The organism is Rhodococcus sp. FW305-130 (assembly GCF_058788335.1).
The window spans coordinates 55,416-70,970 of record NZ_JBYTAP010000009.1; the positions used below are offsets into that span (position 1 = coordinate 55,416).

Annotated in this window: 19 protein-coding genes and 1 tRNA gene; 13 read left to right on the forward strand and 7 right to left on the reverse strand. The window is 61.6% G+C overall.

Annotated features, from left to right (window positions below):
- Positions 1–20: 20 nt before the first annotated feature.
- From AC3WQS_RS25610 to AC3WQS_RS25635, 6 genes are all read left to right on the forward strand, one after another.
- Positions 21–842, forward strand: coding sequence for a hypothetical protein (locus tag AC3WQS_RS25610; protein WP_046378090.1), 822 nt, complete (start codon positions 21–23; stop codon positions 840–842).
- A 63-nt stretch (positions 843–905) separates the two neighbouring features.
- A complete protein-coding gene (locus AC3WQS_RS25615; protein ID WP_046378091.1) occupies positions 906–1,325 on the forward strand; it encodes a hypothetical protein in 420 nt (139 codons plus the stop codon).
- 125 nt (positions 1,326–1,450) lie between these two features.
- On the forward strand, positions 1,451–1,759 hold the full coding sequence (locus AC3WQS_RS25620) for a hypothetical protein (RefSeq protein ID WP_052740926.1): 309 nt from the start codon (positions 1,451–1,453) through the stop codon (positions 1,757–1,759).
- A 214-nt stretch (positions 1,760–1,973) separates the two neighbouring features.
- On the forward strand, positions 1,974–2,564 hold the full coding sequence (locus AC3WQS_RS25625) for a site-specific integrase (RefSeq protein WP_371331159.1): 591 nt from the start codon (positions 1,974–1,976) through the stop codon (positions 2,562–2,564).
- 74 nt (positions 2,565–2,638) lie between these two features.
- A complete protein-coding gene (locus tag AC3WQS_RS25630; RefSeq protein ID WP_492713184.1) occupies positions 2,639–3,700 on the forward strand; it encodes a ParA family protein in 1,062 nt (353 codons plus the stop codon).
- Between the two features lie 5 nt (positions 3,701–3,705).
- Entirely contained in the window at positions 3,706–4,308 is a 603-nt protein-coding gene (locus AC3WQS_RS25635) for a hypothetical protein (RefSeq protein ID WP_046378092.1), read from the forward strand.
- Between the two features lie 90 nt (positions 4,309–4,398).
- Here the strand turns inward: AC3WQS_RS25635 and AC3WQS_RS25640 are convergent.
- Positions 4,399–4,472: transfer RNA gene (locus AC3WQS_RS25640), tRNA-Gly, on the reverse strand.
- Between the two features lie 306 nt (positions 4,473–4,778).
- Here AC3WQS_RS25640 and dcd point away from each other — a divergent pair.
- The 4 genes from dcd (at position 4,779) to AC3WQS_RS25660 (ending at position 7,509) form a co-directional block, all read left to right on the forward strand.
- A complete protein-coding gene (dcd, locus tag AC3WQS_RS25645) occupies positions 4,779–5,348 on the forward strand; it encodes a dCTP deaminase (RefSeq protein ID WP_019747488.1) in 570 nt (189 codons plus the stop codon).
- Between the two features lie 25 nt (positions 5,349–5,373).
- On the forward strand, positions 5,374–5,658 hold the full coding sequence (locus AC3WQS_RS25650; RefSeq protein WP_019747487.1) for a hypothetical protein: 285 nt from the start codon (positions 5,374–5,376) through the stop codon (positions 5,656–5,658).
- Between the two features lie 91 nt (positions 5,659–5,749).
- Positions 5,750–5,956 carry a hypothetical protein gene (locus AC3WQS_RS25655; RefSeq protein ID WP_019747486.1) on the forward strand — a complete coding sequence of 69 codons (207 nt, stop codon included), beginning with the start codon at positions 5,750–5,752 and terminating at the stop codon, positions 5,954–5,956.
- A 29-nt stretch (positions 5,957–5,985) separates the two neighbouring features.
- Positions 5,986–7,509 (forward strand): hypothetical protein, encoded by a 1,524-nt coding sequence (locus AC3WQS_RS25660; protein ID WP_020968710.1) that lies wholly within the window; start codon positions 5,986–5,988, stop codon positions 7,507–7,509.
- A gap of 3 nt (positions 7,510–7,512) precedes the next feature.
- Here AC3WQS_RS25660 and AC3WQS_RS25665 read toward each other — a convergent pair whose 3' ends face one another.
- Both AC3WQS_RS25665 and AC3WQS_RS25670 read right to left on the reverse strand, forming a co-directional pair.
- On the reverse strand, positions 7,513–8,265 hold the full coding sequence (locus AC3WQS_RS25665; protein ID WP_020968711.1) for an IclR family transcriptional regulator: 753 nt from the start codon (positions 8,263–8,265) through the stop codon (positions 7,513–7,515).
- The gene (locus tag AC3WQS_RS25670) at positions 8,265–9,776 is read right to left on the reverse strand and encodes an APC family permease (protein ID WP_020968712.1); all 1,512 of its coding nucleotides are present in this window, start codon (positions 9,774–9,776) and stop codon (positions 8,265–8,267) included. The genes AC3WQS_RS25665 and AC3WQS_RS25670 overlap by 1 nt, the downstream gene beginning before the upstream one ends.
- A gap of 238 nt (positions 9,777–10,014) precedes the next feature.
- Here AC3WQS_RS25670 and AC3WQS_RS25675 point away from each other — a divergent pair, with 238 nt between their 5' ends.
- From AC3WQS_RS25675 to tatA, 3 genes are read left to right on the forward strand one after another with little or no spacing between them, the layout of a single operon-like run.
- A complete protein-coding gene (locus AC3WQS_RS25675) occupies positions 10,015–11,595 on the forward strand; it encodes a flavin monoamine oxidase family protein (RefSeq protein WP_041814722.1) in 1,581 nt (526 codons plus the stop codon).
- Positions 11,596–11,634: 39 nt separating this feature from the next.
- Positions 11,635–12,306 carry a Rid family hydrolase gene (locus tag AC3WQS_RS25680; protein ID WP_020968713.1) on the forward strand — a complete coding sequence of 224 codons (672 nt, stop codon included), beginning with the start codon at positions 11,635–11,637 and terminating at the stop codon, positions 12,304–12,306.
- Positions 12,306–12,482, forward strand: a complete 177-nt coding sequence (gene tatA, locus AC3WQS_RS25685; RefSeq protein ID WP_019747480.1) for a Sec-independent protein translocase subunit TatA — start codon at positions 12,306–12,308, stop codon at positions 12,480–12,482. The genes AC3WQS_RS25680 and tatA overlap by 1 nt, the downstream gene beginning before the upstream one ends.
- A gap of 52 nt (positions 12,483–12,534) precedes the next feature.
- On the opposite strand, the gene AC3WQS_RS25690 is transcribed toward tatA, so the two are convergent.
- The 4 genes from AC3WQS_RS25690 to AC3WQS_RS25705 are packed head-to-tail and all read right to left on the reverse strand — an operon-like array spanning position 12,535 to position 15,537.
- Positions 12,535–13,149 carry a class I SAM-dependent methyltransferase gene (locus AC3WQS_RS25690; protein ID WP_019747479.1) on the reverse strand — a complete coding sequence of 205 codons (615 nt, stop codon included), beginning with the start codon at positions 13,147–13,149 and terminating at the stop codon, positions 12,535–12,537.
- A complete protein-coding gene (locus AC3WQS_RS25695) occupies positions 13,146–13,904 on the reverse strand; it encodes a PIG-L deacetylase family protein (RefSeq protein ID WP_030535919.1) in 759 nt (252 codons plus the stop codon). The genes AC3WQS_RS25690 and AC3WQS_RS25695 overlap by 4 nt, the downstream gene beginning before the upstream one ends.
- Positions 13,898–14,836: an acyl-CoA dehydrogenase family protein gene (locus AC3WQS_RS25700; protein ID WP_019747477.1), complete on the reverse strand. Its 939-nt coding sequence runs from the start codon at positions 14,834–14,836 to the stop codon at positions 13,898–13,900. Before AC3WQS_RS25700 ends, AC3WQS_RS25695 begins: the two co-directional genes overlap by 7 nt.
- On the reverse strand, positions 14,833–15,537 hold the full coding sequence (locus AC3WQS_RS25705; RefSeq protein ID WP_492713183.1) for a glycosyltransferase family 2 protein: 705 nt from the start codon (positions 15,535–15,537) through the stop codon (positions 14,833–14,835). The genes AC3WQS_RS25700 and AC3WQS_RS25705 overlap by 4 nt, the downstream gene beginning before the upstream one ends.
- Between the last annotated feature and the right edge of the window lie 18 nt (positions 15,538–15,555).

Here is a 15,555-nt window from a genome sequence, read left to right on the forward strand (position 1 = left end):
GATGGACAGGATGTGTACTGATGAGCGATGACAAGCCTAAGCCTCCGAAATCGGTCACTGAGGTGCTCGAATCCCTGGGAATGGACCGGGATCAGTTGCGGGCGATGGCGAAAGATGCGATCGCGGATCTGACTCCGAAGAAAGGAAGAGGCGCTGCGTGGGAGAAGGTGCTGGGCGCGGCGGTGCAGAAGCTCGGGCCCAACTGGACGATCATCGGTAGCGGTTTGCGAGCGGAACTGCTGCACACGCCAGTTCGGTGGTGGTTCGACACCGTCGGGATCGATCCGATCCCCAACAGAGAACAACTGACCATCGGCCATGTCCGGCTCTTCGAACCGCTCATACCTCGTGCCATCACTCTGAGGCAGGACATTCCCGACAGTAGGCTTCAGGACCAGGAGTTCCGCCGACTGCAGATCGACATCTTCGACACCGCCTCCGCTGCGGCAATAGTGACGCAGTGGGCTCAGGGCCCAGCAATGCAACTATTCGACACCAAGCCGGCTGAGCTTTTCTCGGCATTTCTGGAGGAGAAGTATCTGGTCCGAGACCAGTCGCGTAGCACCAGCTGGAGGTTTCTGGCGGCGTATCGCGTGATCACCGACACCGGGTCACCGCTCGAGGTCATCGACAGCCAACTCGACTATCTCCGCAGCCGGGCCGCCGACCCGGCAGGTCCACTTGTCATGTTCTGGACACAGTTTCGTGAGGTGGCTACCGCCGGTAATCGAGAGCGGACACTGCGGTGGCTCGACGAGCATCGACGTGCCACGGTGCGTGAGCACTACCCGTTACCGGATTCGGTGTTCGCCGACGTTCTCGACGACCTGGGCGACGGTTAGTCATGTGACTACAAGAATCTCGAATTTGCTTCGACCGCAACACTTCAGGGAAATGAGAAATCAATGGACCACTGGGTCGTCGTCCCGGAACAGCCAGGGTTTGTCGGGAATCGCACAGTTGTCGAAACCGCAACCTCGCCGCCGACCGTGGAGAGGGCGCACTTTGTGTTGACCCGGCAACCTACCGACGGACTGATCGGTGCCGGCCCGCTGGTGTTGGTGGACCGTGAGACCGCGGAAGCGCTCGAGGACAACGTCTTCGGTGAAGTGTCCCTTCATCCGGCTGACCTCGATACGGACCCGGCGTCGGGGTTGTTGCACGTTCCCGACTTTGTGTGGTGTCAGGTGCATGGGCAAGCGGGGATGCTCGATATCGGCCTCACCGAGGACGGTCGCCTGGTGATGTCGGGGCAAGCGTTGCTGGTGTTCCACTCTTTCGGTGGCGGCATCGACAACGCCACCATCTCCGAATGGCTCGGCTGACCCACTCGCCTGTCGATATCTCGTGGCCGGCGGTGGCCCAGGAATGGGCCCGACAACCGCCGCTGACGTGGACGTTCTCACGGTTGTTATACCCAAGAGCGGTCACGCAAATGAAGGACTGTTGAATGCTCAGTGCTCTGACCCCGAATCAGCAACAGGACTTCGTTGTTCGCTGGCGGCAACCGCACCGGCAGTATCGCCCGATCGGTCATCTCCATGCCGTACTCGACGCACTGAACATGCGCGCCTCGCACGGCTGCGAATTCGACTCGGAAACAGTGATATTGGCGGCTTGGTTTCACGACGCGATCTACGATATCCAGGCCTTGGACAATCAGGAACGGTCCGCAGCGTTGGCCGCGTCGACTCTGGGCCTAGGGCCCTTGGCAGACGAGGTTGTCAGGTTAGTGCTGTTGACGAAGCTCCGGGAGTAGTTGATGACCCGGCGCAATTCCTCACCGCCGCCCAAGTTTCCGCGCTCGTGAACGCTGCGCCGTGGCCCTACATCGTCATGGTCCACGTCGCGGCTTGGTCGGGTCTCCGCGCGGCTGAACTCGCAGGACTCCAGATCGGGGACGTTGAGTTGCCGGCCAAGTCGCTCAACCCGAACGCAGCGCCGAAGCCGGGCCTATGCGGGTGGATCGGACGGTGATGGTGATTGACGGCGTTCTCTACTACGACACGCCAAAGACCAAAGGCTCACGCCGTAGAGTCCCGTTGCCGTCCGCGACGGTACGAATCCTTCGGGACTATCTCGCAGCTCACCCCCGTCGCGATGAGCCGGGCGCACCTCTCTTTCCCGCGTCCGCGCTCGTCGCGGCGAAGCCGACCGGGAAGCGCGCGACCGACAAAGACGGCAAACGAATCGTCCCCAAGGCCGAAGAGGTTTTGGCCGCGCTTTCGGTCGAGGAGGCGGAAGCTCGGTTGGCGTTGGATTGGTCGGTTCCGTTGCGCCACCCGAGCTTCTACAAAGCGATCTATCGGCCTTCTGTGCTACGGGCGAACCGACTCGATCATCGCGCGGCGTTGCCCCCGACGCTCAAGTTCCACGCGCTCCGCCACACGTACGCGAGTCTGTGCGTGGCGGCCGGAATCTCGCCGCTGGAGATTGCGCGGTTCATGGGCCACGCGAAGGTCACCACCGCCCTTACGGTCTACTCGCACCTCTTCGGGGACGACCACGCGGACGCGATGGCTGCTCTCGGGTCGATGGGAAGTAGCCCAGTCGAACGGGTGTAGGTCTAAGGGGCTCGCTAGGTTAATGTTCATTCCGGGATCGACTTTGCGATTCACGATCGAGTCCGGGAGGCGACGTGGCAGTCAAGATTGCGCTATTCAACAATAAGGGTGGGGTAAGTAAGACAACAACCTGCTTCAATCTCGGGTGGATATTGGCTGAGCGAGGCCACAGAGTGATACTTGTCGACGCCGACCCTCAATGCAACCTTACGGGGATGGTTCTAGATATATCGGGGGAGAATGCGCTTGAGCAGTTCTATGCTGAAAATCCGGGCAGGAACCTAAAAGACGCGTTAGAGCCCGCTATTAAATCGAGGCCAGTTCCGTTAAAGCCTGTCAATTGTGTAGAAGTTGAGGGCCGCGAGAACTTGTTCTTGATTCCCGGTCATGTCGCTCTGGCGGAGGACGAAACTTCATTAGGTATTTCGCAGCAGTTGTCAGAATCGCTCCAAGGATTGAGGAACTTGCCGGGAAGTTTTAACTATTTGTTTGATGAGACTGCCGAGGAATATGAGGCGGACTATATTCTGATCGACTTGAGTCCCGGCCTCGGTGCGATTAACAAGAATCTCGTGTCGACGGCGGACTTCGTTTTAGTCCCCTGCAGCCCAGATGTTTTCTCTGTCATGGCTATAGATTCCCTGGCGCGGGTAATCCCTGAGTGGATAGCTTGGGCTCGTAGGGCCGCGGAACTGCCCGCTGTGCGGGATGCAGATTATCCGTTTCCCAAGCCAGACTTGAAGTTTCTGGGGGTCCTTGTTCAGAGGTTTAGGACGAAGAATAAACGGCCAACCCAGGCATTTCAAGCATATTTCGATAAATTGGATGAGGCTATCGAGAAAACGCTGGTTCCTGCGCTCGAAGCGGAGGGGCTAATGATGGAACAATCGCTTTATGAAGCAGTCGGAATGGATGGGCATCATCAGCTTGCACAAATACAAGATTTCAACGGATTAATTGCCACTTCGCAGGAGGTGAGAAAACCGGTATTTGCTCTCAATCAATCTGATATCGCTAGCGTTGGGGTGGTTTGGGATGCACAGGAGCAGAGTATTTTGAAGTTTCGCGAGATGTTCAATGGGCTTGCCGAAAGGATAGAGAGACTCACTGAAGGATCGAGGACTCCGAAGGATTAGTCGGCATGTCTAGTGTGCGCTTCTATGAGTTTCAGAATAACATCAGTCGAGGCAAGGAACTGATTGGGCTAGGCGAGGCGATTCAGGGACTGACCGTTGGCGTTGTCGACGCTTCAGACATGTATAGGGCGGCGCTCGTGCAGTCGGTGGCGGCCTTGGATTCGTATATGCACGACGTGGTTCTTGACCATGCGGTCGCTATTGTGCTCGGTTCGCGGAGTCCGGGCAGCGAATCTAAAATCGGCCTTCATTTCGGGACGGTTGCCGACATATTGGCAGCTGCGAGCCCGAGCGAGCGCGAGTTGCGCGCTAGAGAGGCCATCAGTGCGCGTTTGTCTCGTGAGACCTTTCAGCAGCCCGAAGACATCGCGAAAGCCTTGTCTATCGTCGGGGTGGGGGCGATATGGAGCACCGCGTTCGGGTCGACGGGTGCAAAAGCGGCAAGGACTGCTGTTAGCCTCGTGGTGAGAAGGCGGAATATAATCGTGCACCGCTGCGACGTCGATCCATCCGGTCTTGGTGGCTCGTACCCGTTGAGTAGGGACGACGCTGTGGACGCGCTCGCGACTGTGGAACGCACAGTGATTGCAATCAACGCTTGCGTCTGAAGCCCGCCGCCGCGGCGTATTCGCGGCGTCAGCGTGAAAGCAAGAGGGCGTTTCCGTGAACGGAAACGCCCTCCACCTGCGGAGAATCTGTGGAGCCGATGACGGGAATCGAACCCGCGTATTCAGCTTGGGAAGCTGATGTTCTACCATTGAACTACATCGGCGTCGCAGCCGACCGGACGTGTTTTCACCGCCGACCAACATGCTTTCCGAACATTATCAGACGAGCTTTCAAGCAGCGGTGTCCCCGGCCGTCATTGATCAACACAGGCGTGTGGAAGTCGGCGCCATCGGTGAATGATTTGCCCACAAGTTCTGCGCGGGAAAGCCTTTCGGCATGGAGAACTTGAGACAGGTGGGGCTGGGCTCTGCCGTGGGAGTCCAGAACCCGCGCATCGTGTTCGGTAGCCACAGTGTGATCGCACCCATCGATGGGTCGGCACTGCCCGCAGAACCGGTAACCTCTACCTGTGCTGCTCTCCGATCGTGACATCCGTGCCGAAATCTCCGTTGGACGTCTGGGTATCGACCCTTTCGACGATTCCATGGTGCAACCGTCGAGCGTCGACGTGCGCCTGGACGGTCTTTTTCGGGTTTTCAACAACACGCGGTACACGCACATCGACCCGGCACTGCGCCAGGACGAGCTGACCAGCCTGGTCGAACCGGCAGAGGGCGAGCCGTTTGTACTGCATCCCGGCGAGTTCGTTCTCGGTTCGACTCTCGAAGTGTGCTCACTGCCGAACGACCTGGCCGGCCGCCTCGAAGGTAAGTCGAGCCTCGGGCGCCTGGGCCTTTTGACGCACTCCACTGCCGGCTTCATCGACCCGGGTTTCAGTGGCCACATCACACTGGAGCTGTCCAACGTCGCAAACCTGCCGATCACGCTGTGGCCGGGAATGAAGATCGGGCAGCTCTGCCTGCTCAAGCTGTCGAGCGCTGCAGAGTTCCCCTACGGAAGCTCCGAGGCCGGATCCAAGTACCAGGGTCAGCGCGGCCCGACTCCGTCGAAGGCGTACCTGAACTTCAACCGCAGCTGAACGAACCAACTTCGGGGGGAGTCGCATGATCGGAATTTTCTACGGTCTGGTGTTCATGAACTTGTTGTTCGTGACCAGCACCGTGTGCTTGATGAAGCCGTCGAAGGCCAGTGTTGTTGCGACCGTCTGCGCAGGAGTGGCGTGGCTCTTCTTCAACGGCCCGCTGGAAGGTCAGGTCTTGTGGTCGTTGAATCGAGAACACGGTCTGACGGTCTCGGATCTGATGTCGCTTGTTGCCTTCGGCATCGCCGCTCGTGGTTGGAATCAGGTCCGTAAGGTCCGCGAAACCGTCGACGCCGATCGTTACTGACCTGCGAGCTCACCTCAATTGAACGCCACGATTCGGGCAGAAGTTTCGACCTGGAGCACAACGGTCGGCGAATCGGGCACAATTACTGAGTATGTGGTGGATTGTCGGAGGCGTACTACTCGTATGGGTCGTGTGTTCCATTCCGATTGCCATCCTGGTCGGACGCGGTATCGCGCGCCGGGACCGCGCAGAATTCGACGGCCGAAATCAACAGTGGGCCGACGAGGTGGTCAGGTCGATAGAGAAGCAATCGGATCAGGACAATGCCGATCGGCGTAAGCCACCACTGATCAGCTGACCAGCTGGACTTTCCGGAGGTGAGTGGGCGTGGAACTTCCATCCGATACTCCCGACGACGTCGTGGCCGCAGCCGCCGGAGGACCCAGGATTCCGCAGTTCGATCCCACAGTCGGGATTCCGGTAGTTCCGCCTGCGGGAGATGCTCCACACCGGTTGGTGGTCATCGGCGACTCGCTGTCGCAGGGATTTCAGAGCGGGGCGGTCTTCAATACCGAGCTGTCGTATCCGTCGATCATTGCTCACCAGTTGGGCTGGCTCGATCGGTTCCGCTTTCCCCGATACGGCGGTCCGGGCGGGCTCCCACTCAACATCGAACTGCTGCTCCGCACCCTCGAAGAGCGCTTCGGCCCACGGCTCGACCTCTGGGAGGTTCCGCTCGCACTCTTTGCTGCACGCGAGTTCATGGACCAGGTGGAGGACTACTGGGAGCGTGGGCCGGGCAGCGAAGCGCCGACGTTCTCGGCGATCAATCACAGCCTTTCGGTCTACGGGTGGGATCTTCGTGACGCTCTGACCAAGACCGCACATGGGTGTGAGGCAGCCCTGCACGAACCGCACGACGACCTGATCAGCCAGATCGTCGAGAACAACGGCGAACGCGCCGCACTGAGAGTTCTGCCGCGAGGCTCCGAGGCAGAGAAGCGCATGACGGCGTTCGACGCGGCAGCGGAACTGGGCAAGGAAGGCATCGAAACTCTGATCGTCTTTCTCGGGGCCAACAATGCGCTCCGCACCGTCACCGAACTCCGAGTCGAGTGGAGCGGCAACAACTTCCGTGACCCGGACGGCAAGCGCGAATACACGGTGTGGCAGCCCGAGCACTTCGCGTCGGAGTACGCCGAGGTGCTGGCCGCGATCCGCAAGATCAACGCCCAGCACGTCATCCTCTGCACCGTCCCACACGTGACCATCGCACCGATCGCCCACGGGCTCGGCGGCAAGATCGAAATCGGATCCCGCTATTTCCCGTACTACGCGCGACCGTGGGTGCGCGACACAGACTTCGACCCACAGCGCGATCAACACATCACCGGCGCGCAGGCGTGGGCCGTCGATACCGCAATCGATGTGTACAACGACGGAATCGAGCAAGCCGTCGCGAATGCCCGTCGGGTGGGGAAGGACTGGTACCTCTGCGATATTGCCGGGTTGCTCGAGCGCGTGGCCTCACGGCGCTACGTCACCGACGTCAATGCGCGGCCGTCATGGTGGACGCCGTACCCCCTCCCCAAAGCACTGACCGACTTGCAACCCGTGCCGGACTCGCTGTTCCTCTCCGCCGACGGTCGCGGCGGCCGCGCGTCGGGCGGCCTCTTCTCGCTCGACGGCGTTCATCCCACGACAGTCGCGTACGGGGTGATGGCGCAAGAACTGGCGAACATCATGGTCACGGCCGGGGTCCAGTTCGACCGCGCTCAGGTCGATTTCGACCGACTCGTCCGACGCGACACCTTGGTGCGCACTCCGCCGCAGAATCTCGATTCCACGCTCGGCGTCATCGGCTGGGCTGACGAGCATCTCGGCTTTGCCAAACGTGTGTTCGGCCTCTGATTTTCAGCTTGCCTTCGACATCGTCGGTGCAACGATGCGTTCCGCGTACTCCCGCAACAGCACGACCAGGTCTACGTCGTCGACGGAAAGTCTGCCGGTCGGACCTATCGCAGCCAAGGCACCGACGACACACCTTTCCGCGTCGTGGATCGGGACGGCGACGGCGGAGCGTCCGACACGGATCTCGTCGACCTCACGGGCGGGCTCGCCGCGCCGGATCCGAGAGAGTTCGAGTTCCAACTGGTCGCCGTCGGTGATGGTGTGTGCGGTGACCTTTCGCAATGGGGCCTCGGCCAATTCGGGTCGGCTGGCGAGGAGCAGCTTCCCGATAGCCGACGCGTGAACGGCTGCGACCAGCGTCCGTTCGCCGCTGAGCTCGTGGTCTGGATCGCGATCGACCAGTCGAATTCTGTTCTCTGCAAACGACGCGAGGTAGACGCCGAACCGTAGCTGTTCGCGGAGTTCTTCGAGGAGCACCGAATTGTCGACGGGGGTGGGTTCGGCGGCAGCCCCGGCCAATTCACGGGTGCGTCGGCCCAGCGCGAAGCCGGAGAGGTCGGCGATCCGAACCAGGTAACCGTCGGCGACAAGGATGTTGAGCAACCGATACGCAGTGGCAGGTGGGATGTCGGCAAGGGCGGCAATGTCCTTGGCGGTGGCTCCCGATCCGAGCCTGGCCGCCGACTCGAGGAGGGCAAGGGCGCGCTGAACCGCTCGGGGTTCGTGCCCACCGAGGTCGCGTGGTCGGCCCACCATCAGCGGGCGCCGGCAGTCGGCTCGCCCACCAGCACGATGTTTCCGGCTGCGTCGGTGGCGAACACCCCAGCTCCTGGTAGTACGTCCTCGGTTTCGGGACTGTCGAACGCGCCGACGTGCAGCAGGCTCTTGGGGCTTCGGCGTCGCAGGTAGAACTGCCAGAGCGTGCCCGAGGTCAGGATCACGAGCACAGCGATCGGTGCAACGTACGCATGGTCGATCGTGTTGGCGTAAACGAGGTAACCGAGAACTATCGCACCGGCACCACTTCCACACGACGCGGCTGCGAGAACGCCGGGAGTGTGCTCTCCGATACGCGTCAGGAAGACAACCGATGCGATCGCCACCAGTGCATAGGCAACGATGACGGCACCGCGAACCGTCAGTCGAACGTCGTCGAAAATCTCTCCGCGTCCAAGGATGGCAAAGGCTCCGCCGCCCACCAGAACTGTGCAGACGACGACGGTCAGCGCGAAGTAGGGCGTGCGAAATGCGCTGTGAACCGAGGCGAACCGGCGGGGGAGTAGGCGTTCGACGCCGAACGAGTAGACCAGTCGCGACGCAGCATTGGACGACGCCATCGACGACGCCAGCCACGAGCACCCCAGACCGACGTTGAGCGCGATGACGACACCTGGACTCACACCCGTCGCTGTTCCGTGGAGATAGGCGTTGACGAGGGTGTCGCTACGTCCCGACCAAGCGGCCCAGCCCGCAAAGATGAAGAGCGATCCACAGATGATCGGGGTGAGAAGGACTGTGCGGGTGACGGTTACCAGCGGACGACGAGCTTCGGGGCCGAAGAAGGCCGCGCTCTCGAATCCGGCGAGAGCGAACACGGCAGCCAGGGCGGTGAGTAACAGCCCGTGGCCGGAGGTAGGCGGAACGATCTGTGCTTGTTGACTTCCGGAACCGCCCACAATCATGAGCCCGACGATGAACAGAAGTGAACAGCTTTCGACGACGAGGATCGCGAGAGCAGCAAATCTGACACTTCGAACTAGGGCACCGAGAATCAGCAGGGCTATCCCAAGGTAGAGCGCGATGACGTGAAAAGTCTTGTCCACGTGCACACCCGCGAAGCCGAGCAATGCGATTGCGGCCTGTCCTCCGTGATAGAGCGTCATCACCGCGCTGCCGACGTACTTGACCAGCATGGCGATGCCGGTGGTCAATGCTGCCCGGGTGCCCAGGCCACGAAAGACGAAGCTGTGCAGCCCGCCCGATGCTGCCATTCGGCGCGTGAACTGCGAAACGCAGAAAGCGATGAGCGTCACCAGCACGGTGGCCGCGATGATGGTGATCATCCCGCTCAACAATCGGCCGTGTGTCAGCATGGTGACGGGCAGAACGACCATCGACACAGCAGGGGCGGTGGTTGCCACCGACTGGGCCAGCACTTCGGCGCCCGAGAGTTGCCGACGGCCCAACGCGCGCAGCGGTGATCGCGCCGGGGGCTGCTTCTCGCGCGTGGTGAAGGACCGCGCGATAGCTTCGGTGAGAGCGGACATGTCGCGTCACGCTAGTCCGGTTCTGTAACGCGGATATTGCGGACATGCTTCCGCTGATCGCACTCGGGTGAGAGAGCCCGATGCTGATGCTCGCAGGTTTCTCACTCGGTCCCCACTGACTGTTTCCTGCGCGTCAAGTTCCGGACCCAACGCTCCTGAAGTCTGTGTTCAACACCAACCAACCGGGTCACCGGGAGCACACTGGGGAGCTCGAATGCCATACACACGTAGATCTTTCATGCGCAGTCTGGGAATCACCGGCGGTGCCGGCCTGGCACTCGGTGCTATGTCGTCCATCGGCCTGGCACCGGCGGTGGCGTCGACGCCGAGGCGATTTCAGGCACCTGCCGCGGGTGACCTGATCGGAAAGGTCAAGGGAAATCACTCCGTCGTGATCCTCGGCGGTGGACCGTCCGGTCTGTGCTCCGCCTACGAACTGCAGAAGGCCGGATACAAGGTCACTGTCCTCGAAGCGCGCAACCGGCCGGGTGGTCGGGTGTGGTCGATCCGCAACGGCACCGAAGAAACCGACCTGAACGGTGAGACACAGACCTGTACGTTCTCCGAGGGGCACTTCTACAACCTCGGTGCGACGCGTATTCCGCAAAATCACAACACCATCGACTACTGCCGCGAACTGGGCGTCGAACTGCAGATGTTCGGAAACCAGAATGCGAACACCTTCGTCAACTACACCGGCAACAAGCCGCTGGCGAATCAGTCGATCACCTACCGAGCAGCCAAAGCCGACACCTACGGATACATGTCCGAGCTGCTGCAGAAGGCCACCAATCAGGGCGCTCTCGACCAGGTCTTGAGCAAGGAAGACAAAGAAGCACTCTCGTCCTTCCTCACCGACTTCGGTGATCTCTCCAGCGACGGCCGCTACGTCGGATCCTCGCGTCGAGGACACTCCGCCGAGCCGGGCGCCGGCCTCAACTTCGGAACCGAGATCGAACCATTCGGGATGAGCGATGTCATCCAGGGCGGCATCGGACGTGCATTCTCCTTCGAGTTCGGTTACGACCAGGCCATGACGATGATGACCCCCGTCGGCGGCATGGACCGGATCTACTACAAGTTCCAGGACGCGATCGGGATGGACAACATCGAGTTCGGCGCCGAGGTCAGCGGCATGAAGAACGTGCCGGAAGGCGTCACCGTCGACTACGTCGTCGACGGCAAAACCAAGTCGATCACCGCCGACTACGCAATCTGCACGATCCCACCGCACCTGATCAAGCGGCTGAACAACAACCTGCCCTCCGACATCCTGCTCGCGTTGGATGCAGCCAAGCCGTCGTCGTCGGGCAAGCTCGGTATCGAATACTCGCGTCGGTGGTGGGAGACGGAGGACCGCATCTACGGCGGCGCGTCGAACACCGACCGCGACATCTCCCAGATCATGTTCCCCTACGACCACTACAACTCCGACCGCGGCGTCGTGGTCGCGTACTACAGCTCGGGTAAGCGTCAACAGGCTTTCGAATCGCTCACCCACCGTCAGCGGCTGGCAAAGGCCATCGCCGAAGGCGCAGAAATCCACGGCGACAAATACACTCGCGACATCTCGTCGTCCTTCTCCGGAAGCTGGCGTCGCACCAAGTATTCGGAATCCGCCTGGGCATCATGGGCCGGCGCGGGAGATTCCCACGGCGGCATGGCAACTCCCGAGTACACCAAGCTGCTCGAACCCGTCGACCGGATCTACTTCGCCGGCGATCACCTCTCCAACGCCATCGCCTGGCAGCACGGGGCCTTCACGTCCGCGCAGGACGTCGTCACCCATCTGCATCAGCGTGTTGCGCAAACTGCCTGACGTGCTTCGTTTTCCATCACTTTCTCTGGAGGTCACATCATGAAATCTCGCAGCACCAAGGTCCTTGCAGCGGCATTCGCCGCCACCGCGCTACTGGGCTTCGCCACGGCCTGCTCGTCCGATGAGGCGGACGCCGAAACCACGTCGAGTTCGTTCGTCTCCAAATCGATTCTCGAAGCGGGGCAGGCAAACCCGATGATCGCTCAGGGTGTCGCGATCGGCGGCGACACCGCGATCTACAAGACCAGCGGCATCGGCCCGTCGGCAGGAAACAAGGCGGCGCCGGAAGGTTCGCCGGAGTCGTACATCGACGGCCAGTTCTCCGGCGGAGTTCTGCCTGCCGGGGTCACCGTCACCGAGGCGCAGGGCATCAACGTACTCAAGAAGATCCGCGACAACCTCGAAGCCCAGGGATTGAGTCTCGAAGACGTCGTGACGATGCGCGTCTTCCTGGACAACGCGCCGGGGTCGGACAAGGCCGACTACACAGGATGGAATCGCGCGTACCGCCAGTTCTTCGCCAATACCAATCTCGACACCGGTGATACGGAGCTGGTGCCGATGGGCACTGCCGAGCCGATCGCTCCGATCGAGCGCAACAGCGCTCGGCCCACCCGCTTCGCCCTCGAGGTTGCCGGACTGCCCGTTGCCGGTTGGCTCGTCGAGGTAGAGGTCGACGCGGTGTACCCCGATGGCAAGGAACCCGCCTGATGGGCGCGCTCAGCCCGACCCACTGGGCAATCGTCGCAGTAGTGCTCGTGGTGCTGTTCGGTTCGAAGAAGCTGCCCGACGCGGCCCGCGGCCTTGGCAGGTCGATGCGGATCCTCAAGACCGAAGTCGGTGAACTGCACTCGGATACGGACCTCGCGTTGGAGAAGCGAGACTGACCCCTGTGCGCGGTTGAGGAGTCCCCACACTCCTCAACCGCGCACAGGTCTTCTAGATCAGACCTTCGGAACGCGCTACCGATGGTGGTGACGGCGGACCCTTCACGAAGACATCGATCAGCACGTCCTCGTCCTGGTACGACGCGAACTGCGCCAACCCCGGTGTCTGGCGCACAGCCGAATGAACGGCGTCACCGTTCTGCGGATACTCCGGTACGACGTGACGCCAATGGGCGCACAGCAGCGTTCCACCAGGCTCGAGATGCTCGACGACGTGCAGCATTGCCTCGATCAGCTTTTCGAAGGTCAGGTAGTAGCCGACCTCGCTGATGACGACGAGGTCGAAGGTCTCGTCGGGCCAGTCGTCACCCAACGCCCACAGACGAAATTCGGCATCACGTCCGGTAAGCCGCGCACGGGCGCTCTCGAGTGCGGCCGGGACGATGTCGGTGGCGAGAACGCTGTCGCAGCGCTCTGCCAACTTCTCGGTGAGAACCCCGATCGAGCATCCCGGTTCGAATGCGCGACGGTATCGAGGTTTGGGGAGCATCGCGGCGCTGAGCGCGTACTTTCGCTGCTCGTACCACCGGGATTCGAAGTCCCACGGATCGGATTGCGCCGCATACATCTTGGCGAAGTAGTCCGCGGGAAGCTCACGATCGGTCATACGAACACCGTTTCGTACGGTCGCAGTAGTCGTTCCATCGCATGTCGGGGGAGGATGGGGGCATCCGCGGGATGGTCGGAAAGCGGGGCGATCTGTGAAGTGAACTCATTGGCAGCAGCGGATTTTGCAGCCTGAACGTCGGAGGGCAAGGCCACTCTTCTGGCCCTTTCCCACGGGACTGCTGCATGATCCGGCTCAGCCCAATGCCACGCCCAGATGGGGTACTCGATCAATCGTGATCCAGTGTCCGCGCAGGCCTTCGCCGCTGCCTCCCCGGTGGCTTCATGGTCGGGGTGGCCGTCCCCGCGCCATGTCGAGGCGCACCAGGTACCCGTCGAGGAATCACCGAGAATCGAGCTGAGACGGTCGGTCAACTCCTGTCGGTTCTCCCTGATCTTCCCGTCTGGAAGGCTCAATCGAACCGGTGCGGGAATTCCGAGTACACGCGCTGCTCGATCCGACTCGGACCGCCTGAGATGTTCCATCTCAGGCTGAGTCACTGTTGGTGAATCGGGATGTGAGGCTCCACCGTCGGTGACAGACACCACGTGAACGTCGATGCCGGAAAGCGTTGCGAGAAGAGCAGTTCCACCCAGTCCGAGTATTTCGTCGTCGGGATGGGGAGCGACGACGATCAATCGCGAGCACCCGGTGAGATCCAGTTCCGGAAAGCTGCGTCCCCACTCCTGCCATGTCGATTCGGGAGTGCCGCCATCGTCGACAGGCTTCTGCGCGAACAGTTTCGAGTTCACCACGGCCGTTTCCCCTTGGCCGCAATCCGGCCCAGTTCGGCGAGATCCTTCTCGGCGTGGCTCTGCCGCAAGTAGACGGTGAGGTCGGCTACCCGCGCGGCATGCTCGGCGTCCATGCAGAGCGGTGCGGCGCCGAGAGCGCGTCCCACCCGATCCAGGGTCTCGGTGGCGGCGCGCTCGACAATTGCCCGCACACGGAGTGCCCGCTGCATGGCCTCGGCATTTTCGTCGAAAGGATCGGCGTCGATCTCCGCCGCCGCGACTGCGAGCGCGTTGCGCGCTGCGGCCAGCGCCGCATCGACCGCGCCGAGGTGGGCGAGTAGGTAGGGATCGTCGCTGCTTGCAGCCTTGTCGTACAACGGATCTGCAACGCCGCAGGCACCGCCGTACCAACATGCAGCCACGCCTATCGCGCCGTGCCAGAACCCCGGCCTGCTCAGGTAGTCGCCTGCCGTCCCGACCGGTATCGCCGGAACCATGTCGAAGTCGACCGCGCTGGAGTCGCTTTCGGCCATACCGACGGCCTTCCACGAATCGGGAACGGGATGCACCCCAGGTAGTCCGAGCTCAACTGCGAAGAGTGAGGGTACTCCGTCGACCAAGGCGGTGATCAGTGCATGCGTGCAGGTGTTGGCACCAGAACACCACAATTTGCGGCCGGTGAGCGTCCAGATCCCTACGTGCTCAGAGGCATTCACCACCGGTTCGGGTGGCTCGGCCGCCCACACTCCCCACAGCTGCCCGGGTTCGGGATCCGGCCCGTCGAGTTCGGTGAGTATCGCGACGGCATCGGTGTGAGCCTCAGCCATCCGCCCGAGAACCACATTCTCGCGCGTGAGCTCTGCCAGGGAGGTCCACCGCGCGGCTGTCGCGCCGCCGCCGGGAAGCGGCAAGTACAGTCCACCTGCGTCCAGGAGTGTGTGTAGTCGTTTCATCGTGCCAGCTCCGCTTCTTCGTTATCGGCGGTCGTACAACCCAGGTTACGGATATGTCCGGCAAAGCCGCCCGGAGTTCGGCCGTCGAGACGCGCAGACGTGGTGACCGCAATGTCTTCTGCCCACGCGATACAGGCACCAGCCTCGCTCAACCGCCGGACGAGATCGACGTCCTCGTCTTCTTCGAGATCGGAGAATCCTCCGACGCTCCAGTACATATCCGCGCGGACACCGAGGTTGGCCCCGTGGACGTGACCGTGTCGACCATATGGATGTGCGTGGTACATACGTTCGTATCGTTCGCGAACGGAGTGTGGATGGCCTTCCCAATCCGCGATGCGTACGGTTCCCGCGACGACGTCCGCAGTACGCGCATACTCCAATTGGCGCGCAATCCAGGTGGGGCCGACCATCGAATCTGCATCGGTGGTGGTGAACCACGCCGAAGCTCCCAACCCTCGGCCGAACTCGGAAAAGCCCGTCGCTCGCGAACGTCCGACGTTCTGGTGCTCGACGCGGAGTACTTCGACCCCGTCGGGGATGACCCCGGCGGTCCCGTCCGAACAGTTGTCGAGGACGGCAACCAGTCGGACGGGAACAACGCAAGCCGACGCCGCTGTTGCGAGTGCGCGAAGGCAATTGGGGAGGTCTTCGGCTTCGTTGTGGGCGGGAACTACGACAAGAACCTGGTCGATTGGCACAGTGACGATCCTTTCCTC

What these genes read in the sequence shown, in the direction of transcription:
- AC3WQS_RS25690 (WP_019747479.1), bottom strand. Translation starts at nt 13,149, where the DNA reads ATGACCGATCGTGAGCTTCCCGCGGACTACTTCGCCAAGATGTATGCG.
- AC3WQS_RS25610 (WP_046378090.1), top strand. Translation starts at nt 21, where the DNA reads ATGAGCGATGACAAGCCTAAGCCTCCGAAATCGGTCACTGAGGTGCTC.
- AC3WQS_RS25650 (WP_019747487.1), top strand. Translation starts at nt 5,374, where the DNA reads ATGATCGGAATTTTCTACGGTCTGGTGTTCATGAACTTGTTGTTCGTG.
- AC3WQS_RS25680 (WP_020968713.1), top strand. Translation starts at nt 11,635, where the DNA reads ATGAAATCTCGCAGCACCAAGGTCCTTGCAGCGGCATTCGCCGCCACC.
- AC3WQS_RS25620 (WP_052740926.1), top strand. Translation starts at nt 1,451, where the DNA reads ATGCTCAGTGCTCTGACCCCGAATCAGCAACAGGACTTCGTTGTTCGC.
- AC3WQS_RS25655 (WP_019747486.1), top strand. Translation starts at nt 5,750, where the DNA reads ATGTGGTGGATTGTCGGAGGCGTACTACTCGTATGGGTCGTGTGTTCC.
- AC3WQS_RS25675 (WP_041814722.1), top strand. Translation starts at nt 10,015, where the DNA reads ATGCGCAGTCTGGGAATCACCGGCGGTGCCGGCCTGGCACTCGGTGCT.
- tatA (WP_019747480.1), top strand. Translation starts at nt 12,306, where the DNA reads ATGGGCGCGCTCAGCCCGACCCACTGGGCAATCGTCGCAGTAGTGCTC.
- AC3WQS_RS25635 (WP_046378092.1), top strand. Translation starts at nt 3,706, where the DNA reads ATGTCTAGTGTGCGCTTCTATGAGTTTCAGAATAACATCAGTCGAGGC.
- AC3WQS_RS25670 (WP_020968712.1), bottom strand. Translation starts at nt 9,776, where the DNA reads ATGTCCGCTCTCACCGAAGCTATCGCGCGGTCCTTCACCACGCGCGAG.
- AC3WQS_RS25700 (WP_019747477.1), bottom strand. Translation starts at nt 14,836, where the DNA reads ATGAAACGACTACACACACTCCTGGACGCAGGTGGACTGTACTTGCCG.
- AC3WQS_RS25665 (WP_020968711.1), bottom strand. Translation starts at nt 8,265, where the DNA reads ATGGTGGGCCGACCACGCGACCTCGGTGGGCACGAACCCCGAGCGGTT.
- AC3WQS_RS25615 (WP_046378091.1), top strand. Translation starts at nt 906, where the DNA reads ATGGACCACTGGGTCGTCGTCCCGGAACAGCCAGGGTTTGTCGGGAAT.